We start from the raw sequence: 25,591 nt of genomic DNA, 5'->3' as shown, positions 1-25,591 counted from the left end.
GATCCTGGACTAAGCTCTAAGTCCGAATCCTGACAACCACAAAAGGAAGGTTTCCATGAAGCACATCGCGCAATCCTGGAAGGCACTATTGGTTAGCGCAGCGCTATCGCTGCCGACAATGGCCTTCGCGGCAGACCCGGGCATGGTCAAGGACGGCATGTTGGTCGACCATAAGGGTATGACGTTGTACACCTTCGATAACGACACGGGTGGCAAATCGGCCTGTACCGGTAAGTGCGCAGAAAACTGGCCGCCGCTCAAAGCGACCGAATCCGATAAGCCCGAAGGAAAATGGACCGTTATCAGCCGTGACGACGGCACGATGCAGTGGGCCTTTGACGGCAAACCGCTGTACTACTTCGTTCAAGACAAGAAGCCAGGAGACATGACTGGCGACAAGAAAATGGACAAGTGGCACGTCCTCCAAGGGCCGAAGATGTAAGCCATCTTCCGTAGGAGCGAGCTTACTCGCGAAAAACTTGACCGATGACGCGGTGTTCTCCCGGGTTCACGCGTCGATCTCGGGTTCATCGCGAGCAAGCTCGGTCCTGCAAGGGGCGTGTGTTCGTTAGCGCAACGCATAATCCAGGACGATGCCGATAAAAATCGCCAACCCGGCCCAATGGTTGTGCAGGAACGCCTTGAAGCAACGCATGCGGTCCTTGCTGCGGGTGTACCAGAACTCCCAGGCAAAACAGCCCGCCGCCGCCAGCAATCCCAAGTGGAACCAGCCGCCCAGCTCGAATTTTGACCCGGCCAGAAGCAGGCAGCCCAGCGCCAGGCCCTGCAGCGTCAGGATGATCACCCGGTCCGCCTCGCCGAACAGGATGGCAGTGGATTTCACGCCGATCTTCAGGTCGTCATCACGATCGGTCATGGCGTAGTACGTGTCGTATCCCACGGTCCACAGCAGGTTGGCGATCCACAGTAGCCAGGCCGCAGCTGGCAACTCACCGGTCTCGGCGGTGAACGCCATCGGCATCCCCCAGGAAAATGCCGCGCCCAGCACCACTTGCGGGTAGTAGGTGTAACGCTTCATGAACGGGTAGGTAAAAGCCAGCGCCAGGCCACCCAACGATAGCCAGATCGTCGGCGCGTTGGTGCACAGCACCAGCAGAAAACTCAAACCCATCAGCAGCGCAAAGAATACCAGCGCCTCTTTTGAGCTGATTCTGCCGGCGGCCAGAGGGCGTTGTGCGGTGCGTTTGACGTGGCCATCGACCTTGCGGTCCGCCCAGTCGTTGATCACGCAACCACCCGCACGCGTCAGCACTACTCCGAGGACAAAAATCACGATGTTGGCCAGCGACGGCGAACCTTTGCCGGCAATCCATAACGCCCACAGCGTCGGCCACAGCAGCAGGTAGATGCCGATGGGCTTATCCATGCGGGTCAGCTGAATGAAATCCCAGGCCCTTGGATTCAGGCGGTTCAGGGACTTGAGCAGGCTCTGGTACATCAGCAGTTCTCCGGATGAGCGCGGGCGGCGGTCCACAAGGTTGGCAGAAAGACTTCGGCCACCAGCACACTCAGGGCCCCCCGGTCGAAGCGCGAGCGGCGGCCCCACAGTTGTGGTGCCCGGCACTCTTCAGGTAGCCATTGCTCAGGATAGTGACAAACCTCGATGGCACGGCGCTGAAACGCCTGGTCGCAAAACAGCAGCTCACCCAGGGAGCGGCTGCCCAGTTCGTCCATGTGCAATCCATCGCCCTGCAGCGCGTTGCGCGACGCCACGCTGCGGGCAAACACCCAGGCCTCGCCGTGACCGCGCAGGTACACCTCGCGCACCCAGCCTTCGCTGCCTTCGGCCAGGTCCAGCGCGGCGCATTCATCGGCGCGCAGCGCTTGCCAGCCTTCCAACAGCGGCGTGACGCTGAAAGCGTCATTCGACAAACGGGTCAGGCGCCGGGTCAACGATCCTTCGTCGAACAGCCAGTCGAGGGAAAATGCGTCGGGGAGGGGAGCGAGCTGGCCTTGAGGGAGCCAGGGCGGGGCCGTTCGGGGGATAATTGAGTGCGGCACGGTGAGTCATTATTGGCAGCAAATGAGGCGCCGAGCTTACCATGTCGTTCGGCGATTTTGATTGATCGGGCATGGCGCTGCGTCGAACAGGCTTGCATCTGTCGGGCTCGATCAGTACAAAACGCCCTGAGCCGGACGGCAGTGCTGCAACTATCGACCGTTCGTGCCGGCAAAAGCCTGAAACCTGAGGAAATACCTGAATGAAAAAGTGGCAATGTGTGGTCTGCGGCCTGATCTACAACGAAGCCGACGGCTGGCCGGACGACGGCATTGCGCCGGGCACCCTGTGGCAGGACGTGCCGGAAGACTGGCTGTGCCCCGACTGCGGCGTGGGCAAGATGGATTTCGAAATGATCGAAATCAACTAAGACATTAGGGGAGTAGAGAATGAACGCACCTGTCGTGATCGTAGGCACCGGGCTGGCTGGTTACAACCTGGCCCGGGAGTTTCGCAAACTCGATGGCGAAACCCCGCTGCTGCTGATTACCGCAGATGACGGACGTTCCTACTCCAAGCCGATGCTCTCCACCGGCTTCGGTAAAAACAAGGACGCCGATGGCCTGAGCATGTCTGAGCCAGGCGCCATGGCCGAGCAGTTGAAGGCCGAGGTGCGCACCCACACGCGCATCAGCGGCATCGACCCGGGCCACAAGCGTCTGTGGGTCGGCGAAGAGTCGGTGATTTATCGCGACCTGGTGCTGGCCTGGGGCGCAGAAACCGTGCGTGTGCCCATCGAAGGGGATGCCGCAGACTGCGTGTTCCCGATCAATGACCTGGAAGACTACGCGCGCTTTCGTGCAGCCGCTGTCGGCAAGCGCCGGGTATTGCTGCTGGGCGCCGGGCTGATCGGCTGCGAATTTGCCAACGACCTGATACTCGGTGGCTACGAGGTGCAACTGGTCGCCCCGTGCGAACAGGTCATGCCCACTTTGCTGCATCCCGCCGCCGCTGCTGCGGTTCAAGCCGGCCTGGAAAGCCTCGGTGCACGCTTCCATCTCGGCCCTGTGCTTAACCGCCTGCAACGCGTGACGGACGGGCTGGAAGCGCACCTGTCCGATGGCCAGGTGATTCCCTGCGACCTGGTGGTCTCGGCCATCGGCTTGCGCCCGCGCATCGACCTGGCCGCAGCGGCTGGCGTGCAGGTCAATCGTGGCGTAGTCGTCGACCGCCACCTGCAGACCTCCCACGCCAACATCTACGCCCTGGGCGACTGCGCCGAGGTCGATGGGCTGAACCTGCTGTACGTAATGCCCCTCATGAGCTGCGCCAGAGCACTGGCCCAGACCTTGTCCGGCAATCCCACGACCGTCAACTATGGCGCGATGCCGATCACTGTCAAAACCCCCGTCTGCCCCTTGGTCGTATCCCCGCCACCGCGCGGTGTGGAAGGCTTCTGGACCGTCGAAGGGCAGGGCGCAGACATCAAGGCACTGTGCCGCGATGCCAGCGGAAAACTGCTCGGTTATGCCCTCACAGGCGCGGCAGTCATGGAAAAACTGGCACTGAACAAAGAGCTTCCGGCACTGCTGGCGTAAATACTGGTCGTTCTGTCGGAATCACCCCGCTTTTGCCCCCACAAACGTCGCGCCGAGACTGGCGCAGCACCCCGCTGCGTGCCATTCTCACTCCCGTCTGCCGCAGAGTAGAGCACCTGCGGCGCTTTTGGCGCTGTTCCAACGAGAACAGCACGGACATAACAACAAAAAACCGTCAAAGGGGCTTCACTAATGCGTAAACCAGACCTCGCCGCCGCAATTGCTGAAAAAGCAGATCTCACCAAAGAGCAGGCCAACCGCGTCCTCAACGCCGTTCTCGAAGAAATCACCGGCGCTCTGCACCGCAAGGACAGCGTGACGCTGGTGGGCTTCGGCACCTTCCTGCAACGCCACCGCGGCGCCCGCACCGGCAAAAACCCGCAAACCGGTGAGCCAGTCAAAATCAAGGCCAGCAATACTGTTGCGTTCAAGCCAGGCAAGTCGTTGAAGGACAGCGTTAATCCGTAATTGCGACGAACTCCTTGGGTGAACCGGGAGGGGCGTTGGAAAAAGGGCATGCCGATTAGATCGGGTGCCCTTTTTTTATGGGGCGCGGGTGAGTGGTGGTGGGCATGGCGGTCTGTGTTTCAGAGATCGAAAAAGCCCAAAGAGTTGTGGGGCTTAAGATCAAAGGATCGCAGCCTTCGGCAGCTCCTACAGGGGGTTTTCGTTGGTGACTTGGTAGTCATTGGCGTCAAAAATAGGGTCATCTTCCGCTAAAGTTACGCGATGGTGGCGTTCCTGGGTGAAGCCGCTACACTGCGCCGGCCGTTCATTTTTCTCTTGAGGCTGTGCGCATGAAATTTCGTTTTCTTCTGTGGATGCTGGGTTTGTTGATGGCCAAGGCCAGTAGGAAAAATCCTGCGTTCCAACAGCAGTTGGGGGACAAGGATCTGGTCTTTCAGCTGCAGACCCTGGACGGCAAAGTGGCCCGGCACTTTCGCGTGAAGGATCAGCGCATTACCAGCAAGTCCGGTGTGTACTCCGAGCCGGCGTTTGCGATTGCATTTAAAGACGCTGCCTATGGCTTCGCGACAATGCAGGCGAAGAACAAGCAATTGGCGTTCATGACGGGGATTCAGGACAAGTCGATCCAGATCAAGGGCAACCCGGCGCTGGTGATCTGGTTCCAGGGTTTGACCAAGTACCTGAAGCCGCGTAAAGCCAAAGCGAAGGTTTGAGACGTATTGATAGCTCGGCAGAGTAAAAACACTCCAGACCGGGTTGAGGCCATCGCGGGCAAGCCTTGCTCCCACAGGATTGGGATCACTTTTGTGGGTGCTCCCACAGGATTGAGATCACCCTCTGTGGGAGCAAAGCTTGCTCGCGATCGCTTTCAGGGCTGGCCGAATTGCGAAGCCAGTTCACGCAACAACACTTCCGCATCCAGCACTTTACTGGTCACATCATTGGCCTTCTCGCGGCTGAGGCCCAGACGTTCCAGCAGGGCGTCGGGGATTTCCTCGACCGGACCCGAGCCGATGCCGCGGCTGCGCAGCAGGCGCACGGCCAGGCACACCAGGTTCGGGTACTCCGCGTAGACGCCGTCGTAGCTTGGGTCATGCTGGAAGCGCAGGGCGGTGGCCAGTTCGTCGGGCATGTCCCAGTAGCGCATCAGCCAGGCGCCGATTTGCTCGCGGGTGATGCCCAGCAGGTGTTGCTCGATGTAGCTGTGGGACAGATGCGGGTTGACTTCCAGGTGGCGGCAGATCAGCGAGAAGTGCGGCGGGAATACGTGCGCCAGCAGCAGATAGCCGAAGTTGTGCAGCAGGCCGGCCAGGTAGGTGAGGCCGGCTTCCGGGCGCTGTGCGCGGGGCATGGCTCGGGTCAGGCCTTCGATGACGGCGGCGGTGTAGATCGACTGTTGCCAATAAGGTGTTGCTTGTTGCGGGTGATCCTTTGGCAGGCTCATGGTTTTGCCCAGGGCCAGGCCCAGCGCCAGGTTGATCACCAGGTCGAAACCCAGCACCCGCACTATCGCGTCTTCCACTGAACGAATCTTGCCCGGCGAGGCATAGTACGGCGACGCTGCCCAACTGACGACTTGCGCGGCCAGGGCCGGGTCGGTCTCTACGACGCTGGTGATGTCGTCGATGGTGGCGTTGGGGTCGACCCGCAGCTTGATGATTTTTTGTGCCGTCGAAGCCAGCGGCGGGATCTCGATGGTGGCTTCCAGTCGTTGCTGAATGCGTCGCGCCGTGAAGGCCTGGACGGCCTGGGTGATTTCCTCGCGGTCGTCGTCGGGGCGGTCGAGGTTCGGACGGATGCTGGTTAGTGCCTCACCGAAGCGGGCGGCGCTGGCCTTGCTCAGCAGGGTCTTGAAATCGTCGCAGGCGATTTCCAGCAGCAAGCCCGGCACGCCCGAATTGATCAGCAACTTGGGTTCGCGCAGCAAGCTGTCTTCGTAAAGGCACGGTGCCGCAGTGAGCGAAGGCAGGCCGGGCAACAGGCCCAGGTTGTGCTTACCGAGCAGGCGCTCCAGGCGCTCAGGCGAAACCGCAGTGAGGCGGCGGCCGGTGAGCTCGGCGAGGCGATTGAGGTCCAGCAGCTGGCTTTGCGGGAACAGCACCATGAGCGAGCCGACGGCATCGTCCAGCAGCACTGCCTGCACTTTGCGCGCAGCATTCAGGCCGTGGTGGTCGAGGACTTCATCAAAGGCTATGTCCAGCTTGCCCAGCAGCAGCCGAACTGCAGACGTAGCGTGCGGGGTTTCGGGAGCGAGGGCAGCGTCGATCATGGTTTGGATCCGTTCTCAAACAGTTGCAAGAGTATAACCATCATGTTTAACACGGTGGTCCGGAAACTGCGACGGTGCTCACACTTGGCCGTATTGCTGCCCATGACGCAACCAGCGATCCAGCAACGGGCTGACGTGATCCGGCCACCGCTCAAGCAGGGCCTGCGCCGCGTCGCGCACGGCGGGAAGCAGGTCGGCATCGCGCATCAAATCGGCGACCTTGAACTGCAGCAGGCCGGTCTGGCGGGTGCCGAGCATTTCGCCGGGGCCGCGTAGCTCAAGGTCTTTTTCGGCGATGACAAAGCCATCGTTGGTTTCGCGCATGATGCCCAGGCGCTGGCGGCCGATCTGCGACAGCGGCGGGTGATACAGCAGCACGCAGTGGCTGGCGGCGCTGCCCCGGCCGACTCGACCGCGCAACTGATGAAGTTGCGCGAGCCCCAGGCGCTCGGGGTTTTCAATGATCATCAGGCTGGCGTTCGGTACGTCGACGCCCACTTCAATTACCGTGGTCGCCACCAGCAACTGCAGGTTGCCGGCCTTGAATTCGGCCATGACTGCGGCTTTTTCCACAGGCTTCATGCGCCCGTGAATCAACCCGACCTTGAGCTCGCCGAGGGCGGCGGTGAGGTCTTCGTAAGTGGTTTCGGCGGCCTGGCAGGTCAACTCTTCCGATTCTTCGATCAGGGTGCAGACCCAGTAGGCCTGCCGGCCTTCGGCGCAGGCGCCACGAACCCGCTCGATCACTTCCACGCGCCGGGTGTCAGTGATCAACACAGTGTTTACCGGAGTGCGCCCGGGAGGCAGTTCGTCGAGGATCGATGTGTCGAGGTCGGCGTAGGCGCTCATGGCCAATGTACGCGGAATCGGCGTGGCGGTCATGATCAGCTGGTGCGGGCACATGCGTCCCCCTACGCCTTTCTGTCGCAGTGCCAGGCGTTGCTGCACACCAAATCGATGCTGTTCGTCGATGATCACCAGCGCCAGGTTCTTGAACTGCACTTCGTCCTGGAACAGTGCGTGGGTGCCCACCACCATTGGGGTGCCGCTGGCGATCTGCTCCAGCGCAGCCACGCGATTTTTGCCCTTGAGCTTGCCGGCCAGCCACGCGACTTCGATGCCCAGCGGTTCGAGCCAGCGCTTGAAGGTGATGAAATGCTGCTCGGCGAGGATCTCGGTGGGCGCCATCAGCGCGACCTGATAGCCAGCTTCCAGTGCCTGCAAGGCGGCCAGGGCGGCAACTACGGTTTTGCCCGCGCCAACGTCACCCTGGATCAGTCGCAGCATGGGCTCGGGCTGGCTGAGGTCGTAGGCGATTTCATTGCCAACTCGTTGCTGGGCCCCGGTCGGCGCGAAGCCGAGATTGGCCAGGTACCTGGCCGGCAGCTTTGTCGCCTTGGGCATCGCCGGTGCGCGCAGCGAGCGCATGCTTTCGCGCAGGCGCTGCTGGGACAGTTGATGGGTCAGCAATTCTTCGAAGGCCAGCCGGTGCTGGGCCCAGTGATGCCCTAGCGCGAGTTCGTCGACATCGGCATCGGCGGGCGGGTGATGCAGGTAGCGGATCGCGTCGGCCAGCGGGGCAAGTTGATAGTCCCGGGCCAGTTCGGTCGGCAGCCAGTCGGGCAGGCTGCTGGGTCCCAGCAGCGTCAGGGTCTGCATGCACAGTTGGCGCAAACGCTGCTGGGTCAGGCCTTCGGTGAGCGGGTAGACCGGGGTCAGGGTTTCATCGACCGGCGGCGGCTCGTCACCGGTGATGGCGCGATACTCCGGGTGGTAGATCTCCAGCCCCGAGGCACCAGGCCGCGCTTCGCCGTAACAGCGAATCCGTGTGCCACGCTTGAGACCTTCTTTCTGGGCGTTGCTGAAATGGTAGAAGCGCAGGCTGAGTCCACCCGTTCCATCCTGCAGCCGAACGACCAGGCTGCGGCGGCGGCCCATGACCACATCGGCACCGCTGACGGTACCTTCGATCACGGCGTCCTGGCCAGGGCGCAAGTGGCCGATCGGGACTACGCGAGTGCGGTCCTGATAACGCAATGGCAGGTGAAACAGCACGTCCTGGAGGTTCTCCAGGCCGACCTTGGCGAGCTTCTCGGCCATGGCTTCCCCAACGCCCTTGAGTGCCGTCACCGACACTTGCGACAACTCCGTCATGGCAGCGGCTTAGCCGGCAACGACCGGCGCTGGCGGCTTGGCGACCGAGCACAGGCGAATCGAGTCAGCGAGGATCTCAATCGCTTTGGGACGTGGAAAGCTGGCGCGCCAGGCGATGGCTACCGTGCGGAAAGGCACCGGTGGCGTCAGTGGGCGCACTTCGAGCACGCCGGGAGCGTAGTGGTGACTGTCCACGGCCGAGAGCGGCAGGATCGAAATGCCCAGGCCGGAGGCGACCATATGGCGGATGGTTTCCAGGGAGCTGGATTCGACGGTGGTGTGTTTGGCGCCGTCCTTGCCATTGGCCAGGGTCGGGCAGGCTTCCAGCACCTGGTCGCGGAAGCAATGACCTTCGCCAAGCAGCAGCAGGCTCTTGTCGTTGAGCAGGGCGGCGTCGATGGATTCTTTTTGCGTCCATGGGTGCTGAGCCGGCATCAGGACGTAGAACGGCTCGTCGTAGAGCTGCAGGGTCAGCACGTCGGCTTCGTTGAACGGCAGGGCGATGATGATCGCGTCGAGCTCACCGTTGCGCAGTTTGTCTCGCAGGATGTGGGTGAAGTTTTCTTCGATGTACAACGGCATCTGCGGGGCGACCCGGTGCAGTTGTGGAATCAGGTGCGGAAACAGGTAGGGCCCGACGGTGTAGATGGCGCCGACTTTTAGTGGGGCCGTCAGCTGGTTCTTGCCGGCCTGGGCCAGTTCACGGATGCCTTGTGCCTGCTCCAGCACTTTCTGCGCCTGGGCGACAATGCCTTCGCCGACTGGCGTGAGGCGCACGGCACTTTTGCTGCGCTCGAAAATCAGCACACCGAGTTCGTCTTCAAGCTTTTTCACGCCCACCGACAAGGTCGGTTGACTGACGTGGCAACGCTCGGCGGCATGGCCGAAGTGCTGCTCTTGGGCGAGAGTAACGATGTAGCGTAATTCTGTGAGGGTCATAGCAGGCGTCCATGAAGTTGCGCGCCAAGCATACCGGCTGCAATCGATAGACGCACGTTATGTAGGAGCGAGCTTGCTCGCGAAAAACCTGAGACCGCTGTGGCGTGTCAGTCTTCAAGCGTTATCGTTCGATTCCATCGCGAGCAAGCTCGCTCCTACAGGGTTTCAGGGTTGCTTAGCGGCGACCCTTTTCCAGCGAGTAGACGAAAGGTGCATAGAGTTCAATCGGGCCGTTTTTCACCATGTCCGCAGGTGGCTTGGGCAGCGGTTGGGCGCGGCGGATCATTTCCAGAGTAGCGCGATCCAGATCGGCATTGCCGGATGCACCCACCAGTTCGAATGACAACACGTTGCCTTCAGCATCTACCACGAACCGCAGGCGGTTAACGCCGGTCTTGCCCCTGGCCTGAGCGCTGGCCGGGTACTTTTTGTACTTGGCCAGGTGAGCGAGCAGGGTGTTTTGCCAGCTGGCCTTGGCCGCTTGCTGCGCCGGTGATGGTCCAGGTGCCGGTTGTGCGGATTTTTCCGTGGGTGCCTGGGTCGGTTGAGCGTCAGCTGGTTTTTCCTCGGAAGGCTTCTCCTTCGGCGGTTCCGGTTTCTTCTCCACAGGTTTTGGCGGTTGCGGCTTGGGCTTGGGTTTTACCGGCTTGGGTACGGTGATCTCGGCCTTAGGCGCTTCAGCCAGTTTCGGGATCGGCAGTTCTTCCACCGGTGCCGGTGGTTGTGGCGGCGTTATCACCTTCGGCGGGGCCGGTGGTGGCGGGGCCGGCACTGGCGCCAGCTCGACCATCATTGCCTGGGGCGGCAATGGGATCGGCTGGCGCGAGGTCCAGTTCAGTGCCAGCGCGATGGCCAGCGCGTGCACGCCCAGCACCACGGCCAGGCTCCCGCTGTAACGCGTCAGCTTATGGCGCGTCGTGATCATTTTTTGGCTGCCGTCTCAAGACCCACCAGGCCAACCTTCAGGTAACCGGCGGCGCGCAGGGCGTCCATCACGCTCATCAGGTCGCCGTAGTCCACGCCCTTGTCGGCCTGGAAGAAGATGGTCGTGTCTTTTTTGCCTTTGGTCCGGGCGTCCAGAGTGGCACCCAGCGCTTCGGCCTTCACTTCGTCTTCGCCCAGGAACAGGCGTTGATCAGCCTTCACGCTGAGGAACACCGGTTTTTCCGGCCTCGGTGCCGGTTTTGCGCTGGAGGCTGGCAGGTCGACCTTGATGTCCACGGTAGCCAGGGGAGCGGCCACCATGAAGATGATCAGCAGCACCAGCATCACGTCGATAAACGGCGTGACGTTGATTTCATGGTTCTCGGCCAGATCGTCGTCTGCGCCTTCTTTCAAATGCAAGCCCATGGCTGATTACCCTACTTTGACCACGTGGGGTTGCGCGGAGCGCTCGGTGGTCGGCAGGTGATCGAGGTCGCGGCTAACCAGCAGCAGGACTTCAGCCGAGGCATCCGAGACTTGTGCCTTGTAACCGGCGATGGAGCGGGCGAAGACGTTGTAGATCACCACCGCCGGAATCGCTGCCACCAGGCCCAATGCCGTGGCCAGCAGGGCTTCAGCGATGCCGGGTGCCACTACTGCAAGGTTGGTGGTCTGGGTTTTGGCGATGCCGATGAAGCTGTTCATGATGCCCCACACGGTGCCGAACAGGCCGACGAATGGCGCGGTGGAACCGATGGTGGCAAGCACGCCGGTGCCGCTGCTCATGTTGCGACCGCAGGCCGCGACCAGGCGCTCAAGGCGAAACGCGACGCGCTCCTTGATACCTTCTTTTTCGCGGCTGTTGACCGACAGGCGCATCTCTTCCAGGGCGTCATGCACCAGTACATTGGCGAGCGTGCCTGGCTTGGTCGCCGTGGCGCTGGCTTCCTTGAGTGTGGTGGCCTTTTTCAGGTGGGCGATTTCACTGCGCAGACGACGCTTGGCGCCCATCAGCTCGAAACCCTTGGCGATCCAGATGGTCCAGGTGATGATCGACGCGATGGCCAGGCCTATCATCACGATTTTCACGATGATGTCGGCGTTCTGGTACATGCCCCATGGCGACAGGTCGTGGGCCATGCCCAGGGTGTTGTCGGCTTCAAGTACTTCCGGAGCGTCTGCGGCGGTGGCGTCTACTGCCTGGGCCGGGTCGGTGACAACCGGTGTGGTGGCCGGGACAGCGGGGGCCGGCGCGGCGGCAGGTGCCTCGGCGGCTGCCGGGGTTGCAGGCGCCTGGGCGTCGGCGTAAGCAGCAGTCGGGACCAGCATTACGCTGAGCAACAGTGCAGCCATTGCGCTCCAGGCGCGAGGTCGTTTGGTTGGCGAAGCGGGAGATTGATTGCGTGTCATGCTGGCCGGACCTGAGAGAGAAAGAGGGTAAATGTTCTTCCAGGCCTCGCGAGGCCGAGAACAAAAGTGGCGGGCATTATTGCAAGTAATTCTTGTTAACAAAAGTAATAGAGTATCTTTTTTTCCTGCATTACTAGCCGCTCGTCCTTTGCCGACGCTAGTCTGTGCCTTTGCCAGAGGAGTTTTCTGATGTCCGCGCCTTCTGTTTTGATTGCCGGTTGCGGCGATGTAGGTAGCCGCCTGGCCACGCAATTGCTGGCTCGCGGCTGGGAAGTTCATGGTCTGCGCCGGGATGTTTCGCGTTTGCCTGAGGGCGTGATTGGCGTGGCCGGTGACTTGTTTAACGAAGACTGCCCGGCGACCTGGCCGATCGGTGCGGTGGATTACCTGGTGTATTGCGCCGCGGCCACCGATCACGATGAGGCGGGCTACCGCGCTGCTTACGTGCAGGGTTTGCAGAATGTGCTGAGCTGGCTGGACGACTATGGGCAGGTGCCTGATCGACTGCTGTTCGTTTCCAGCAGCAGTGTTTATGGCCAGCAGGACGGGGACTGGGTCGACGAAACGTCACCCACCGTGGCTGGCGGTTATTCCGGCCGGCTGATGCTGGAGGCGGAGCAAGTAGCGCTCCAGAGCGGCATTCCCGCGAGTGTCGTGCGCCTGACCGGTATTTATGGTCCGGGCCGTGAGTGGCTGCTGACTCAGGTTCGTCGCGGCTATCGCGTAGCGATTGACCCGCCGTTGTATGGCAACCGGATCCACGCCGACGATGCGGCGGGGTTGCTGGCGTTTCTGCTGGAACAGGATCAGCAGGGTGTGGGGCTCGATGATATCTATATCGGTGTCGATGACTCACCGGCGCCGCTTGCCGAGGTGGTGGGCTGGTTGCGCGAGTATCTGGGTGTGACCGAATGGGCCGACGATGCGAGCGTGCGTCGGGCGGGGAGCAAGCGGTGCAGTAATGCGCGAGCGAAAGCTCTGGGCTGGGAGCCGAAGTACCCGAGTTATCGTGAGGGGTATGCGGCGATTCTTGAGGGTCGCTGCTGACTTTGTGGGAGCTGGCTTGCTGGCGAATGCGCTGGATCAGGCAATGGGTTCATTGGCTGGACGGACGCTATCGCCAGCAAGCCGGCTCCTGCAAGGTTTCGCGGTGTTACTGCTTTTCGAGCAACCACTTGCGCTCGCCCGGTGTGAACTGGGGCATCTCGTCTTCCCTGGCAGTGTTGGTGGCCTGGAAAATCTCCATTTCCTTGCCCTTGCGCGCAAAAATCCAGGTGTTGCCCTGGCCATTCTGTTGCAGCCACATGTTGTCGTTGCCGCCGCTCATCGACGCGCAATCACCCGCCAGGCAAAGGGCGTAGCGATCAGCGCCGGGCAGGCCGGCCACTTGGCCATCGGCCTGGAACTGCACGGTATTGCCTTCCCCTGGGCCACTGACGACTTGCCAGCTGCCACCCATGTAGGCGGTATACAGCGCTCGCTCGAAACTGGCGCCCAGCGGTGCGCCTTCCGGCACGGGGATCACCGCGCGGTCAAAGACCTGCTCGGGTTCATTGTCGCTGGCGGCCTGGCTCAGTTGCTTGCCGTCACGCTTGAGCTCGCTGGCAGAGCTGCCATAAAAATCGACTTTCCAGGCGCCGGACTCTTCGCCGAGCAACTTGCCGTCGACGTTCTCAAAACCGTTGGTGTAGCGAGCCTGTGCGGCCCTGGTGTTAACGTCCCATTCCAGATTCGGGCCATAAGCCTGGAGCGCTTCACGTAATGGGCTGCCTTTGGCGGCTGCATCGATGGCCACCTGATTGATCCAGGTGCCGCTGATGTCACGATCGGCAGGGTTGCTGGCACATCCGCCCAGGAACAGGGCGACCAGCGAGAGGGCTAGCGCATGGCGCATGGTGGAATCCTTTCAGAACGCTATCTTTACGACATCAGCGGCGCAGCCTTGGGAGGCTGCGCCAGATGCATTACTCGATGACCAGAATGGCATCCATTTCAACCTGCGAACCCTTTGGCAGGGCGGCCACGCCAATGGCGGCGCGGGCAGGGTAAGGCTGCTCGAAGTACTTGACCATGATCTCGTTGACCTTGGCAAAGTGGCTCAGGTCGGTCAGGAAGATGTTCAGCTTGACGATGTCCTTGAACGAACCGCCCGCTGCTTCAGCGACAGACTTCAGGTTCTCGAATACCTGGATGGTCTGGGCTTCGAAGCCTTCAACCAGTTCCATGGTCTTTGGGTCCAGCGGAATTTGACCCGACATGTAGACGGTGTTGCCAGCCTTGATCGCCTGGGAGTATGTGCCGATGGCAGCCGGGGCCTTGTCGCTGGTGATAACAGTCTTGGTCATGAATGACTCCTTGTAATAGGTGGGCTTAGGCGCGCATGCGGGTGATGCGAATCACCCCGGTCAGTGCGCGCAGTTTCTTGATCACACGGGCCAGGTGCACGCGGTCGTGCACGCTGACCACCAGTTGGACCACGCTGATGCGACCATCGCGTTCGTCCATGCTGATTTTCTCGATATTGCCGTCGGCCGCGTTGACGCTGCTGGCCAGCAGCGCGATCAGGCCGCGCTGGTGTTCCAGCTCGACGCGCAGCTCGACGTTGAATTCCCCGGTGACATCCTTGGCCCACGAAAGCTGGATGCATTTTTCCGGGTTATGGCGGATTTCGCTGATGTTGCGGCAGTTGTCCAGGTGCACGACCATGCCTTTGCCCGCCGAAAGGTGACCGACAATCGGGTCGCCCGGGATCGGCGTGCAGCACTTGGCATAGCTGAGTACCAGGCCTTCGGTGCCGCGAATCGCCAGCGGGCCTTCCGGGCTTGGCAATTGCTCGCCTTCGCCTAGCAGGCGTCGGGCGACTACGTAAGCCATGCGATTGCCCAGGCCGATGTCTTCGAGCAGGTCTTCGATCAGTTCGAGACGGTACTCGGTGAGCATCGCCTTGACCCGTTCGGCCGGGACTTTTTCCAGCGAGCTGTCGAAGCCGTTGAGTACCTTGTTCAGCAGGCGTTCGCCCAGGCTGATGGATTCGGAGCGGCGTTGCAGTTTCAGCGCATGGCGGATGTGCGTTCGCGCCTTGCCGGTGACCACGAAATTGAGCCACGCCGGATTCGGCCGAGCGCCGGGAGCACTGACGATCTCGACCGTGGAGCCGCTTTGCAGCGGTTCGGACAGCGGTGCGAGACGACGATTGATCCGGCAGGCAATGCAGCTGTTACCCACGTCGGTGTGCACCGCGTAGGCGAAGTCGACCGCCGTGGAGCCTTTGGGCAACTCCATGATCCGGCCTTTGGGCGTGAACACGTAGACCTCGTCCGGGAACAGGTCGATCTTCACGCTCTCGATGAATTCCAGCGAGTTGCCGGCGCGTTGCTGCATCTCCAGCACGCCCTTGACCCACTGCCGCGCGCGGGCGTGAGTGCCTTTTGGCTGCTCGTCGCCGCTGGATTTGTACAGCCAATGGGCAGCGATGCCGTTGTTGGCCATCTCTTCCATTTCGCGGGTGCGGATCTGGATCTCGATTGGTACGCCATGCATGCCGAACAGCGTCGTGTGCAGCGACTGATAACCGTTGGCCTTGGGAATCGCGATGTAGTCCTTGAAGCGTCCAGGCAGCGGTTTGTACAAATTATGAACAGCCCCCAGCACGCGGTAGCAGGTATCCACCTTGTCGACGATGATCCGGAACGCATACACGTCCATGATCTCGTTGAAGGCCCGACGCTTGCCGCGCATTTTCTTGTAGATGCCATAAAGGTGTTTCTGGCGGCCGCTGACTTCGCCCTGAATCTCGTCGATCGCCAGGCAATGGCTCAGCGACTCTTCGATCTTGTTGACGATTTCCTTGCGATTGCCCCGGGCGCGCTTGACCGCCTGGTAGATCCGCGCAGAACGCATCGGGTGCATGGCCTTGAAGCCGAGGTCTTCGAATTCTATGCGGATGGCGTGCATGCCCAGCCGATTGGCAATGGGTGCATAGATTTCCAGGGTTTCCTTGGCGATGCGCCGGCGTTTTTCCCCGGACAGCACTTCCAGCGTGCGCATGTTGTGCAGGCGGTCGGCCAGCTTGACCAGGATGACGCGGATGTCCCGAGCCATGGCCATGGCCATCTTCTGGAAGTTTTCCGCCTGGGCTTCAGCTTTGGTCTCGAAGTTCATCTGGGTCAGTTTGCTGACCCCATCGACCAGTTCGGCCACGGTTTCGCCGAACTGCGCTTGCAGCGCTTCCTTGGCAATACCGGTGTCTTCGATCACGTCATGCAGCATGGCCGCCATCAGGCTCTGATGGTCCATATGCATGTCGGCAAGAATATTCGCCACCGCGAGGGGGTGCGTGACGTACGCCTCGCCACTGCGTCGGCGTTGGCCGTCGTGGGCTTGTTCGGCGTAAAAATACGCTCGGCGGACCAGGTTGACCTGGTCCTTGCCGAGATAGGTCGATAAGCGATCGGCGAGGGCGTCTATGCTCGGCATGATGACTCCTGCCGTTCGCTGTGACCCTGCGCCGTGCTACGTCGACCAGGCATAGGCTTAGACGGCCTCGTTGGACTCGTCCTCGAACGCTGCGAACAGCGGTTCGTCTTCGACGATTTCAGCGTTGGCAATGAACTCGTAGCTCATCAGGCCTTCCGCGATTTCACGCAGGGCTACAACGGTAGGCTTGTCGTTTTCCCACTGGACCAGAGGCTCTTTGCCGCCGGTGGCCAGTTGACGGGCACGCTTGGTGGACAGCATGACCAGCTCAAAGCGGTTTTCCACGTGGTTCAGGCAGTCTTCAACGGTTACGCGGGCCATGGTATTCCTCGGAGCGAATGCAATATGCGCGCTGCCCGGTTGGGCGAGCGGACTCAACAGTTTAAAAAATCACCAGCGTTTAGGGAAGCGCTGATTTTTTGACCAAGCTCTTCAACGCGCTGCAAGTGCCAATGTAAAGCCCCCGCAGCGGTTTTGGGAAGAGCTGTTTAGCCGAGCAATTCGGCCAAAAGTTTTCCATTGCGCTGCTGCTGACGCTTCTGATGCAGCTGGTTGGCACGGAAAATCGCTTTCAAATCGTCCAGCGCATGGGCGAAATTGTCGTTAATGATGAGGTAGTCATATTCCACGTAGTGGCTCATCTCGCTGACGGCTTCACGCATCCGCCCATCAATGATCTCGTCACTGTCCTGGCCGCGATTGGTCAGGCGCTGGTGCAAGGCCTCCAGGGAGGGCGGCAGGATGAAGATCGAGCGCGCCTGGGGCATCAATTTGCGCACTTGTTCGGCGCCTTGCCAGTCGATCTCCAGAATCAGGTCGTGACCTGCGTCCAGGGTTTGCTGCAGATGGCTCTGCGAGGTGCCATAGAGATTGCCGAACACTTCGGCGCGCTCCAGGAAGTCACCATGTTCACCCATCTTCACGAATGCTTCGCGCGAGACGAAGTGATAGTTCACGCCGTCCACTTCACCCGGGCGCATGGCGCGGGTGGTGTGGGAGACGGAGACGCGGATAGCCTGGTCGGCGTCGGTGAGGGCCTTGACCAGGCTGCTCTTGCCCGCGCCCGAAGGGGCGGAAATGATGTACAGGGTGCCGGTGCTGTGGGTCATGTCAGGGGTAGCCTTACTCAATATTCTGCACTTGTTCGCGCATCTGCTCGATCAACACTTTGAGGTTGACCGCAGCCTGCGTGCTGCGCGGGTCGAAGGCCTTGGAGCCTAATGTGTTGGCCTCGCGGTTGAGTTCCTGCATCAGGAAGTCCAGGCGCCGACCGGCCGCGCCACCGGATTTGAGCACCCGGCGAACTTCGATGATGTGAGTGCTCAAGCGGTCCAGTTCTTCGGCCACGTCGCTCTTTTGAGCGAGCATGACCATTTCCTGCTCCAGGCGCTGAGGGTCCATCTCGGCTTTCATGTCGGCGAAGCGATCGAGGACTTTCTGGCGCTGGGTGGCGAGCATCTGCGGGACCAGTTCGCGCAGGGTCACGACGTCGCCTTCAATCGCGCTCAGGCGTTCGTTGATCAAGCGTGCCAATTCCGCGCCTTCGCGCTCACGGCCAGCCTTGAGTTCCTTGAGGCCTTCGTTGAACAGCGCCAGTGCCTCGGCGTTCAACGCTTGCGGGTCGTTCGCGTTGCCCACCAGCACGCCGGGCCAGGCCAGCACTTCCAGCGGGTTCAGCGCCGCCGGATTCTTGATCAGGCCGGCGATGGTCTCGGCGGCGGCAACCAGTTGGGCGGCGCGCTCGCGATCCACTTGCAGGGGTTTATCGGTGTTTTCTTCGGTGAAGCGCAGGGTGCACTCCAGCTTGCCCCGGGACAGGCCCTGTCGCAGCGACTCGCGGACCGAACCTTCGAGGTCGCGGAACGACTCCGGCAGGCGCAGATGCGGTTCCAGGTAGCGGCTGTTGACCGAGCGCAGCTCCCAGCTCAGGGTACCCTGGGTGCCGGCTTTTTCGACGCGGGCGAAAGCGGTCATGCTGTGCACCATGGAGGTACCTCGCAATGCAGATCCCAGCGTTACCCAGGACCCGCTATCTATGAATTTAAGCCGACAGGCAGCAAAGGCGCAGGATTGTAGCGCAGTGGGGCGTATGCGCCCAAACACACCGCGTGACAAAGAGCTGCAGGCCGTCGGTAAAGCACTGTTCTAAGCTTGAGTCAGTGCCTCAATCGTCGGGCGGATTTTTTAGAAGTGCCCACGCCCGGCGCACGGCTCTATAATGCTCGGCAGTTTTCCGTCCCCAGTACAGGTATTCCCTATGAAACGTCCAAGTGGTCGCGCTGCCGATCAGCTCCGCTCGATCCGCATTACCCGCAACTACACCAAACACGCCGAGGGTTCTGTGCTGGTCGAGTTTGGTGATACCAAGGTCATCTGCACGGTCAGCGTCGAAAACGGCGTGCCGCGCTTCCTCAAGGGTCAGGGCCAAGGCTGGCTGACCGCCGAATACGGCATGCTGCCACGGGCCACTGGCGAACGTAACCAGCGTGAAGCGAGCCGCGGCAAACAAGGCGGTCGCACCCTGGAGATCCAGCGTCTGATCGGTCGCTCGCTGCGCGCTTCGCTGGACATGTCCAAGCTGGGCGACGTGACCCTGTACGTCGATTGCGACGTCATCCAGGCCGACGGTGGCACTCGCACCGCCTCCATCACCGGCGCTATGGTCGCGCTGGTCGATGCCCTGAAAGTCATCAAGAAACGCGGCGGCCTCAAGGGTGGCGACCCGCTCAAGCAGATGATCGCTGCCGTTTCGGTTGGCATGTACCAGGGCGAGCCTGTGCTCGACCTCGACTACCTGGAAGACTCGGCTGCCGAGACCGACCTGAACGTGGTAATGACCAGCACCGGTGGCTTCATCGAGGTGCAGGGCACTGCTGAAGGCGCGCCATTCCAGCCAGAAGAGTTGAACGCTATGCTGGAACTGGCGAAGAAAGGCATGACCGAAATTTTCGAACTGCAGAAAGCTGCACTGGCCGACTGATCGGACCCGTTCCCAGCAAGGAGGACGTCATGAGTGACGAACAACAGCTGCTTCCCGTCCCGAGCAAGGAAGTTCGGCAATGGGCGATGTTTTGTCACCTGTCCGCCCTGCTGGGGATATGGATTCCATTTGGCACGCTCATCGGCCCGCTGATTCTTTGGCAGATGAAGCGTGAAATGGACCCGTTCGTCGATGCGCAGGGCAAGGAGGCGCTGAACTTCCAGATCACCGTCGCCATTGCATCGGCTATCTGTTTCCTGTTGATGGTGGTGATTGTCGGGTTCTTCCTGTTGGGGCTGGTGGCAATCGGTGCCTTGGTGCTGACGATCATTGCTGGCGTCAAAGCCAATGAAGGGCTGCCTTACCGGTATCCGTTTACCTGGCGCTTGATCAAATAACGATCAACACAGCTCCCACATTGAAAATCATTGCGCACAAAAAAGCCGACATCGCTGTCGGCTTTTTTGTGTCTGCGAAACGACGCCTAGATAGTCAGCGTCCAGTCGTAGTCCACGATCAGCGGTGCGTGCTGCGAGAACCGTGGCTGACGCGGCAGGCGTGCGCTGCGTACGAAGCGGCGTAGGCCCGGGGTCAGCAGTTGGTAGTCGAAACGCCAGCCGAGGTTGAGCATTTCAGCTTGTTCGTTGTCCGGCCACCAGCTGTACTGGTCGCCTTCGCGGCTGACTTCGCGCAGGGCGTCGACATAACCCATGTTACCGACAATCTCGTCCATCCAGGCACGCTCAGGCGCCAGGAAACCCGGGGATTGCTGGCTGTCGCGCCAGTTCTTGATATCCAGCTTTTGTTGCGCCACGTACAGCGAGCCACAATAAATGTACTCGCGACGTTTGCGCCGCTGTTTATCCAGATAACGGGCGAAATCGTCCATTAGCTTGAACTTCTGGTTCAAGTCTTCATCGCCGTTCTGCCCCGAAGGGAGCAGCAAGGTCGCGATGCTGACCTTGTCGAAATCGGCTTGCAGGTAGCGCCCGTAGCGGTCGGCTGTCTCGAAACCGAGACCGCTGATGACTGCCTTCGGCTGCAACCGCGAATACAAAGCCACGCCACCCTGGGCGGGAACTTCGGCTTCGCAGGCATAAAGGAAGTAGCCATCCAGTTGGAAGGCTGGATCGTCCAGTTCAAAGGCGGAGGCGCGGGTGTCCTGCAGGCAGATGACGTCGGCATTCTGTGCTTGCAGCCAACTGAGCAACCCTCGCTCCACTGCAGCCTGAATACCATTGACGTTCACACTGATGATCCGCATAAATGGCCCCAAAAATCGCGTGCGTGTATGATACACGGCGTCAACCTAATTAGCTAAATCCGTGGTATTTGGGGTTTTTTTCATGCAAGCGTATCAGCGCGATTTCATTCGTTTTGCCATCGATCGCGGCGTTTTGCGCTTCGGCGAGTTCACCCTGAAGTCCGGGCGCACCAGTCCTTACTTCTTCAATGCCGGCCTGTTCAATTCGGGTTCGGCCCTGGCGCAGCTGGGTCGTTTCTATGCGGCGGCCATCATCGAGAGCGGCATTTCGTTCGACGTGCTGTTCGGTCCGGCCTACAAGGGCATCCCTTTGGCGGCCACGACTGCCGTGGCCCTGGCCGAGCACCATGACCGTGACCTGCCATGGTGCTTTAACCGCAAGGAAGCCAAGGCTCACGGCGAAGGCGGTAGCCTGGTCGGCGCGCCATTGACGGGCGAAGTGCTGATCATCGACGACGTGATCACCGCAGGCACCGCGATCCGCGAAGTGATGCAGATCATCGCTTCCCAGGACGGTGCCAAGGCGGCCGGCGTATTGATTGCGCTGAACCGTCAGGAGCGGGGCAATGGTGAGTTGTCAGCGATTCAGGAAGTTGAGCGTGACTTCGGTATTGCGGTGATCAGCATCGTTTCGCTGAACCAGGTGCTGGAGTTTTTGGCGGACGACCCGCAGCTCAAGCAGCATTTGCCAGCCGTTGAAGCGTACCGCGCCCAATTCGGCGTATAGCGCAGTTCCTACAGAGGGTTCGACAAATTCCAGCAGGGATTGCAGGCAAAAAAAGACCCCGCTCAGCCAGGCCGAGCGGGGTCTTTTTGTGTGTGCTATCGCTTACGGACGCTTGCGATTACTGATCAGAGTGCCCACGCCAGTATCGGTGAAGATCTCCAGCAGGATGGCATTCGGCACCCGGCCGTCGATGATCAGCGAACTGCCGACCCCGCCCTGGACTGCTTCCAGCGCACAGCGAATCTTCGGCAGCATGCCACCGTAGATCGTGCCGTCCGCGATCAGCTCGTCGACCTGTTGGGTTGTCAGGCCGGTGAGGACCGTGCCCGATTTATCCATCAGGCCCGCGATGTTGGTCAGCAGCATCAGCTTCTCGGCCTTCAGCGCTTCGGCCACCTTGCCGGCCACCAGGTCAGCGTTGATGTTGTAAGACTCGCCGTTGGCACCGACGCCGATAGGGGCGATCACCGGGATGAAATCGCCTTTGACCAGCAGGTTCAGCAAGTCGGTGTTGATCCCGACGACTTCGCCTACCTGGCCGATATCGATGATTTCCGGTTGGGTCATTTCCGGCGTCTGGCGGGTGACGGTGAGTTTCTTCGCACGAATCAGCTCGGCGTCTTTACCGGTCAGGCCGATAGCGCTGCCGCCATGACGGTTGATCAGATTGACGATGTCCTTGTTGACCTGCCCGCCGAGGACCATCTCCACTACGTCCATGGTTTGCGCGTCGGTCACGCGCATGCCATCGATGAAGTGGCTCTCGATCGACAGACGCTTGAGCAGATCGCCGATTTGCGGGCCGCCGCCATGCACGACCACCGGGTTGATACCTACGGCTTTCATCAGCACGATGTCGCGGGCGAAGCCGGTTTTCAGCTCCTCGCTCTCCATCGCGTTGCCGCCGTATTTGATCACCAGCGTCTTGCCGACATAGCGGCGGATGTAAGGCAGCGCTTCGGACAGGACCTTGGCGGTATTGGCGGCGGCTTCGCGTTCGAGGGTCATTCAGGGCTCCGGCACTTCGATAAATGGCGCTTCAATAAATCAAAACGGTAGTTGGAGATCAGGTGCAACACGCTTCAGTTGGACTTTGAATACGTCCTTGATGCGCTGCAGTTCAGCCTCGTCATCGGCCTCGAAGCGCAGCACCAGCACCGGTGTGGTATTGGATGCGCGCACCAGGCCCCAGCCTTTGGCGTAGTCGACTCGCACGCCGTCGATGGTGGTCAGGTCGGCGCCTTCACCCCACTTCGCGTCGTGCAATGCATCAATGATGCTGAATTTGCTCTCTTCGGTCACATGGATATTGATTTCAGGCGTGGAAATATCGTTCGGGAAGGTCGCGAAAAGCTCTTCCGCCGTGGATTTTTCCTTGCTGAGGATCTCCAGCAGACGCGCGGCGCTGTAGATGCCGTCGTCAAAGCCGAACCAGCGCTCCTTGAAGAAGATGTGCCCGCTCATTTCACCGGCCAACAGGGCGCCGGTTTGTTTCATTTTCTTTTTGATCAGCGAATGACCGGTCTTCCACATTAACGGACGACCGCCATATTCCTTGATCAGCGGCGTCAGGCGCCGGGTGCATTTGACGTCGAAGATGATCTCGGCGTCCGGGTTGCGCTCCAGCACGTCGCGGGCAAACAGCATCAGCAGGCGGTCCGGATAGACGATGCTGCCGGTGTTGGTCACTACGCCAACGCGGTCGCCATCGCCATCGAAAGCCAGGCCCAGGTCGGCGTTGGTTTCCTTGACCTTGGCGATCAGGTCTACGAGGTTTTCAGGCTTGCCCGGGTCCGGGTGGTGGTTCGGGAAATTGCCGTCTACTTCGCAGAACAGCGGGATCACTTCGCAGTTCAACGCTTCGATCAGTTGCGGGGCGATCACGCCAGCGGCGCCATTACCGCAGTCCACAACAACTTTCAGACGGCGGGCCAGCTTGATGTCCCGGACGATTTCGGTGTTGTAGCGATCGAGAATTTCGACCTGGGTGATGCTGCCTTTGCCGCTGGTCAGATTGTTCGTCTTGAGGCGGTCATGCAGGGCCTGGATTTGCTCGTTGGCCAGGGTATCGCCGGCGATGACGATCTTGAAGCCGTTGTAGTTCGACGGGTTATGGCTACCCGTCAGCATTACCCCGGATTTGCCAGCCAGTACGTTGGCTGCGTAGTACAGCGCAGGCGTCGGTACCAGGCCTACGTCGCTGACGTGGCAGCCGCTGTCAGCCAGGCCCTTGATCAATTGTTCGACCAACTCCGGGCCCGACAGGCGCCCATCACGGCCGACCGAAACATTGGGCTCGTTTTGCGCCAGGCTCTGGGCTCCGATGGCGCGACCGAGCCAATAAGCGGTCTCAGCGTTGAGAAATTCCGGGACAGTGCCGCGAATGTCGTAGGCGCGGAAAATGCTGTCGGGGAATTTCGGTGCGACTTGGGCTGGGGTGCTCATCTGTAGGAATGCTCCATCTCGAAAGTGGCTGGACTGGCCTGCGAAATATTCGTTGGCCGGTTCAAACTGAAGGGTATGACGGCGTTTTCCACAGAGAGTTCGTGGTGCGAAAAGGCCATGCCAGCGATTTCAGTGAGCTTTTGGCCGTCCATTGCCTTGGTTTTCTGAGCGATCTGTTGCGCCGATACTGGCGTCAGAACGCTGTACCGTAGGAGCTACCGCAGGCTGCGTGGTCCTTGAGATCAAGAGATCGCAGCCTGGGGCAGCTCCTACGGGGATGTGGCGTCATTCGATCAACGGATACCGGTATGGCCAAATCCGCCAGCGCCGCGTTCGGTTTCCACGAATTCTTCAACCATTTCGAAGTGCGCCTGAACCACGGGCACCAGAACCAACTGGGCCAGGCGTTCGCCGACCACCATGTTGAAATCGGTCTGGCCGCGGTTCCAGCAGGACACCATCAGGGGGCCCTGGTAGTCGGAGTCGATCAGACCGACCAGATTGCCGAGCACGATGCCGTGCTTATGGCCCAGGCCGGAGCGCGGCAGAATCAGTGCCGCGAGGCCCGGATCGCCGATATAGACGGACAGGCCAGTAGGGATCAGGAGGGTTTCGCCCGGCTTGATGACGGTGTCCTGTTCCAGCATGGCGCGCAGGTCCAGGCCGGCGGAGCCTGGTGTGGCGTACTGCGGCAGCGGAAATTCGGTACCGATGCGGGGGTCGAGGATCTTGGCTTGCAAAGCGTGCATGTAAATTAAACCTGGTTCAGACGTTCGGCGATAAAAGTGATCAGCTGACGAGCAATCTTGCTCTTGCTGGTCTGGGCGAAAAGTGTGGCGTGGAGCTCGCGATCGATCACGCTGCAGGCGTTTTCTTCGCTGTTGAAACCGATGCTCGGGTTCGCAACGTCGTTGGCGACGATCAAATCGAGGTTCTTGTCCTTGAGTTTGCGCGCTGCGTAATCGAGCAGGTGTTCGGTCTCGGCGGCGAAACCGACACTGAAAGGTCGATCGGGGCGGGTGGCAATCGAGGCCAGAATGTCTGGGTTGCGCACCATTTGTAGTAACAAACCGTCGCCGCTCGTAGGATCTTTCTTAAGTTTTTGTGGTGCGACGACCTCGGGTCGGTAGTCCGCTACTGCTGCCGAGGCGATGAACAGGTCGCAGGGGATCGCCGCTTCACAGGCCGCGAGCATGTCGCGGGCGCTGACCACATCGATTCGGGTCACGCGATCGGGGGTTGGCAGGTGCACCGGGCCGGTGATCAGGGTCACCCGCGCCCCCGCTTCGACGGCCGCTTCAGCCAGTGCAAAGCCCATTTTGCCCGAGCTGTGGTTGGTGATGTAGCGCACCGGGTCGATGTTTTCCTGAGTCGGGCCAGCGGTAATCAGCACGTGCTTGCCGGTCAATGCCTGGCGCTGGAAGCAGTCCGCCGCGCACTGTACGAGGTCGTTGGCTTCGAGCATCCGTCCCATGCCGACGTCGCCACAGGCCTGGCTGCCCGAGGCGGGGCCGAAGACTTTCAGGTCGCGGCTTTCCAGAAGTCGCAGGTTGCTCTGGGTCGCAGGGTCACGCCACATGGCCTGGTTCATGGCCGGGGCAACGGCCACCACAGCGTCGGTGGCCAGCACCAGTGTGGTCAGCAAATCATCGGCAATGCCCTGGGCCAGGCGCGCGATCAGGTCCGCCGTGGCGGGGGCGATCAGCACCAGGTCGGCCCATTTGGCCAGTTCGATGTGGCCCATCGCCGCTTCGGCTGCGGGGTCCAGCAGATCCAGGTGCACCGGATGGCCGGACAGGGCCTGCATGGTCAACGGTGTGATGAACTCACTGCCACCACGGGTCATGACCACGCGCACTTCGGCGCCCTGGTCGATCAGTCGGCGAACCAGTTCGGCGCTCTTGTAGGCAGCGATGCCGCCGCCGACGCCCAGAACAATGCGTTTCCGATACAGCCGCTGCATAGGTCAGCCTTTCA

27 protein-coding genes and 1 pseudogene are annotated in these 25,591 nt (G+C 60.7%); 9 read left to right on the top strand and 19 right to left on the bottom strand.

Annotated elements, in window-relative coordinates:
• Positions 1-55: 55 nt before the first annotated feature.
• Positions 56-442: a COG4315 family predicted lipoprotein gene (locus tag IMW75_RS02155; RefSeq protein WP_045057812.1), complete on the top strand. Its 387-nt coding sequence runs from the start codon at positions 56-58 to the stop codon at positions 440-442.
• Positions 443-568: 126 nt separating this feature from the next.
• Here IMW75_RS02155 and ubiA read toward each other — a convergent pair whose 3' ends face one another.
• Together ubiA and IMW75_RS02145 are read right to left on the bottom strand one after the other, a co-directional pair.
• A complete protein-coding gene (ubiA, locus tag IMW75_RS02150; RefSeq protein WP_205891744.1) occupies positions 569-1,459 on the bottom strand; it encodes a 4-hydroxybenzoate octaprenyltransferase in 891 nt (296 codons plus the stop codon).
• On the bottom strand, positions 1,459-2,022 hold the full coding sequence (locus IMW75_RS02145; protein ID WP_205891743.1) for a chorismate lyase: 564 nt from the start codon (positions 2,020-2,022) through the stop codon (positions 1,459-1,461). Before IMW75_RS02145 ends, ubiA begins: the two co-directional genes overlap by 1 nt.
• A gap of 200 nt (positions 2,023-2,222) precedes the next feature.
• On the opposite strand from IMW75_RS02145, the gene IMW75_RS02140 reads away from it, so the two are divergent.
• From IMW75_RS02140 to IMW75_RS02125, 4 genes are all read left to right on the top strand, one after another.
• The gene (locus IMW75_RS02140) at positions 2,223-2,390 is read left to right on the top strand and encodes a rubredoxin (protein ID WP_007954349.1); all 168 of its coding nucleotides are present in this window, start codon (positions 2,223-2,225) and stop codon (positions 2,388-2,390) included.
• Between the two features lie 19 nt (positions 2,391-2,409).
• On the top strand, positions 2,410-3,558 hold the full coding sequence (locus IMW75_RS02135) for an NAD(P)/FAD-dependent oxidoreductase (protein ID WP_205891742.1): 1,149 nt from the start codon (positions 2,410-2,412) through the stop codon (positions 3,556-3,558).
• Between the two features lie 192 nt (positions 3,559-3,750).
• Entirely contained in the window at positions 3,751-4,026 is a 276-nt protein-coding gene (locus IMW75_RS02130) for an HU family DNA-binding protein (protein WP_003195589.1), read from the top strand.
• A 329-nt stretch (positions 4,027-4,355) separates the two neighbouring features.
• Entirely contained in the window at positions 4,356-4,739 is a 384-nt protein-coding gene (locus IMW75_RS02125; RefSeq protein ID WP_045057817.1) for a hypothetical protein, read from the top strand.
• 155 nt (positions 4,740-4,894) lie between these two features.
• Here the strand turns inward: IMW75_RS02125 and IMW75_RS02120 are convergent, their stop codons facing one another.
• The 6 genes from IMW75_RS02120 to exbB form a co-directional block, all read right to left on the bottom strand.
• On the bottom strand, positions 4,895-6,295 hold the full coding sequence (locus IMW75_RS02120) for an aminoacyl-tRNA deacylase and HDOD domain-containing protein (RefSeq protein WP_205891741.1): 1,401 nt from the start codon (positions 6,293-6,295) through the stop codon (positions 4,895-4,897).
• A gap of 78 nt (positions 6,296-6,373) precedes the next feature.
• A complete protein-coding gene (recG, locus tag IMW75_RS02115; protein ID WP_045057819.1) occupies positions 6,374-8,449 on the bottom strand; it encodes an ATP-dependent DNA helicase RecG in 2,076 nt (691 codons plus the stop codon).
• A 9-nt stretch (positions 8,450-8,458) separates the two neighbouring features.
• Positions 8,459-9,388: a hydrogen peroxide-inducible genes activator gene (locus tag IMW75_RS02110; RefSeq protein ID WP_045057820.1), complete on the bottom strand. Its 930-nt coding sequence runs from the start codon at positions 9,386-9,388 to the stop codon at positions 8,459-8,461.
• Positions 9,389-9,563: 175 nt separating this feature from the next.
• On the bottom strand, positions 9,564-10,313 hold the full coding sequence (locus IMW75_RS02105; protein ID WP_045057821.1) for an energy transducer TonB family protein: 750 nt from the start codon (positions 10,311-10,313) through the stop codon (positions 9,564-9,566).
• Positions 10,310-10,738 (bottom strand): TonB system transport protein ExbD, encoded by a 429-nt coding sequence (exbD, locus tag IMW75_RS02100; protein WP_045057822.1) that lies wholly within the window; start codon positions 10,736-10,738, stop codon positions 10,310-10,312. Before exbD ends, IMW75_RS02105 begins: the two co-directional genes overlap by 4 nt.
• A 6-nt stretch (positions 10,739-10,744) precedes the next feature.
• The gene (gene exbB / locus IMW75_RS02095; protein ID WP_205891740.1) at positions 10,745-11,722 is read right to left on the bottom strand and encodes a tonB-system energizer ExbB; all 978 of its coding nucleotides are present in this window, start codon (positions 11,720-11,722) and stop codon (positions 10,745-10,747) included.
• A gap of 189 nt (positions 11,723-11,911) precedes the next feature.
• On the opposite strand from exbB, the gene IMW75_RS02090 reads away from it, so the two are divergent.
• A complete protein-coding gene (locus IMW75_RS02090; RefSeq protein WP_045059198.1) occupies positions 11,912-12,769 on the top strand; it encodes an SDR family oxidoreductase in 858 nt (285 codons plus the stop codon).
• Positions 12,770-12,875: 106 nt separating this feature from the next.
• Here the strand turns inward: IMW75_RS02090 and IMW75_RS02085 are convergent, their stop codons facing one another.
• From IMW75_RS02085 to IMW75_RS02060, 6 genes are all read right to left on the bottom strand, one after another.
• Positions 12,876-13,616: a putative periplasmic lipoprotein gene (locus tag IMW75_RS02085; RefSeq protein WP_045059197.1), complete on the bottom strand. Its 741-nt coding sequence runs from the start codon at positions 13,614-13,616 to the stop codon at positions 12,876-12,878.
• 70 nt (positions 13,617-13,686) lie between these two features.
• Positions 13,687-14,067, bottom strand: a complete 381-nt coding sequence (locus IMW75_RS02080; RefSeq protein ID WP_205891739.1) for a RidA family protein — start codon at positions 14,065-14,067, stop codon at positions 13,687-13,689.
• Positions 14,068-14,092: 25 nt separating this feature from the next.
• Positions 14,093-16,198 carry a bifunctional GTP diphosphokinase/guanosine-3',5'-bis pyrophosphate 3'-pyrophosphohydrolase gene (gene spoT / locus IMW75_RS02075; RefSeq protein WP_045059196.1) on the bottom strand — a complete coding sequence of 702 codons (2,106 nt, stop codon included), beginning with the start codon at positions 16,196-16,198 and terminating at the stop codon, positions 14,093-14,095.
• A gap of 57 nt (positions 16,199-16,255) precedes the next feature.
• Complete coding sequence (rpoZ, locus tag IMW75_RS02070; protein ID WP_007894670.1) at positions 16,256-16,519, bottom strand: DNA-directed RNA polymerase subunit omega; 264 nt, start codon at positions 16,517-16,519, stop codon at positions 16,256-16,258.
• A 167-nt stretch (positions 16,520-16,686) separates the two neighbouring features.
• Positions 16,687-17,307, bottom strand: a complete 621-nt coding sequence (gmk, locus tag IMW75_RS02065; protein WP_045059195.1) for a guanylate kinase — start codon at positions 17,305-17,307, stop codon at positions 16,687-16,689.
• 13 nt (positions 17,308-17,320) lie between these two features.
• Positions 17,321-18,184: a YicC/YloC family endoribonuclease gene (locus IMW75_RS02060; RefSeq protein WP_045059194.1), complete on the bottom strand. Its 864-nt coding sequence runs from the start codon at positions 18,182-18,184 to the stop codon at positions 17,321-17,323.
• A gap of 271 nt (positions 18,185-18,455) precedes the next feature.
• Between IMW75_RS02060 and rph the strand changes: the two genes are divergently transcribed.
• Both rph and IMW75_RS02050 read left to right on the top strand, forming a co-directional pair.
• Positions 18,456-19,178: a ribonuclease PH gene (rph, locus tag IMW75_RS02055; RefSeq protein WP_010465211.1), complete on the top strand. Its 723-nt coding sequence runs from the start codon at positions 18,456-18,458 to the stop codon at positions 19,176-19,178.
• 29 nt (positions 19,179-19,207) lie between these two features.
• A complete protein-coding gene (locus IMW75_RS02050; protein ID WP_045059193.1) occupies positions 19,208-19,576 on the top strand; it encodes a DUF4870 domain-containing protein in 369 nt (122 codons plus the stop codon).
• A gap of 86 nt (positions 19,577-19,662) precedes the next feature.
• Here the strand turns inward: IMW75_RS02050 and IMW75_RS02045 are convergent, their stop codons facing one another.
• A complete protein-coding gene (locus IMW75_RS02045) occupies positions 19,663-20,442 on the bottom strand; it encodes an exodeoxyribonuclease III (protein ID WP_007934608.1) in 780 nt (259 codons plus the stop codon).
• 82 nt (positions 20,443-20,524) lie between these two features.
• On the opposite strand from IMW75_RS02045, the gene pyrE reads away from it, so the two are divergent.
• Entirely contained in the window at positions 20,525-21,169 is a 645-nt protein-coding gene (gene pyrE, locus IMW75_RS02040; RefSeq protein ID WP_045059192.1) for an orotate phosphoribosyltransferase, read from the top strand.
• 102 nt (positions 21,170-21,271) lie between these two features.
• Here the strand turns inward: pyrE and argB are convergent, their stop codons facing one another.
• The 4 genes and pseudogenes from argB to coaBC form a co-directional block, all read right to left on the bottom strand.
• A complete protein-coding gene (argB, locus tag IMW75_RS02035; protein ID WP_045059191.1) occupies positions 21,272-22,177 on the bottom strand; it encodes an acetylglutamate kinase in 906 nt (301 codons plus the stop codon).
• A gap of 39 nt (positions 22,178-22,216) precedes the next feature.
• Positions 22,217-23,593: pseudogene (locus tag IMW75_RS02030) on the bottom strand (phosphomannomutase/phosphoglucomutase); the annotation flags it as partial.
• Between the two features lie 314 nt (positions 23,594-23,907).
• Positions 23,908-24,363: a dUTP diphosphatase gene (gene dut, locus IMW75_RS02025; protein WP_205891737.1), complete on the bottom strand. Its 456-nt coding sequence runs from the start codon at positions 24,361-24,363 to the stop codon at positions 23,908-23,910.
• 5 nt (positions 24,364-24,368) lie between these two features.
• On the bottom strand, positions 24,369-25,577 hold the full coding sequence (gene coaBC, locus IMW75_RS02020) for a bifunctional phosphopantothenoylcysteine decarboxylase/phosphopantothenate--cysteine ligase CoaBC (protein ID WP_205891736.1): 1,209 nt from the start codon (positions 25,575-25,577) through the stop codon (positions 24,369-24,371).
• Between the last annotated feature and the right edge of the window lie 14 nt (positions 25,578-25,591).

This window comes from Pseudomonas gregormendelii, from assembly GCF_017114825.1.
Taxonomy (GTDB): Bacteria; Pseudomonadota; Gammaproteobacteria; order Pseudomonadales; family Pseudomonadaceae; genus Aquipseudomonas; species Aquipseudomonas gregormendelii.
The sequence above is the reverse complement of the archived record's forward strand: the minus strand, read 5'-3'. Positions and strand labels throughout refer to the sequence as shown.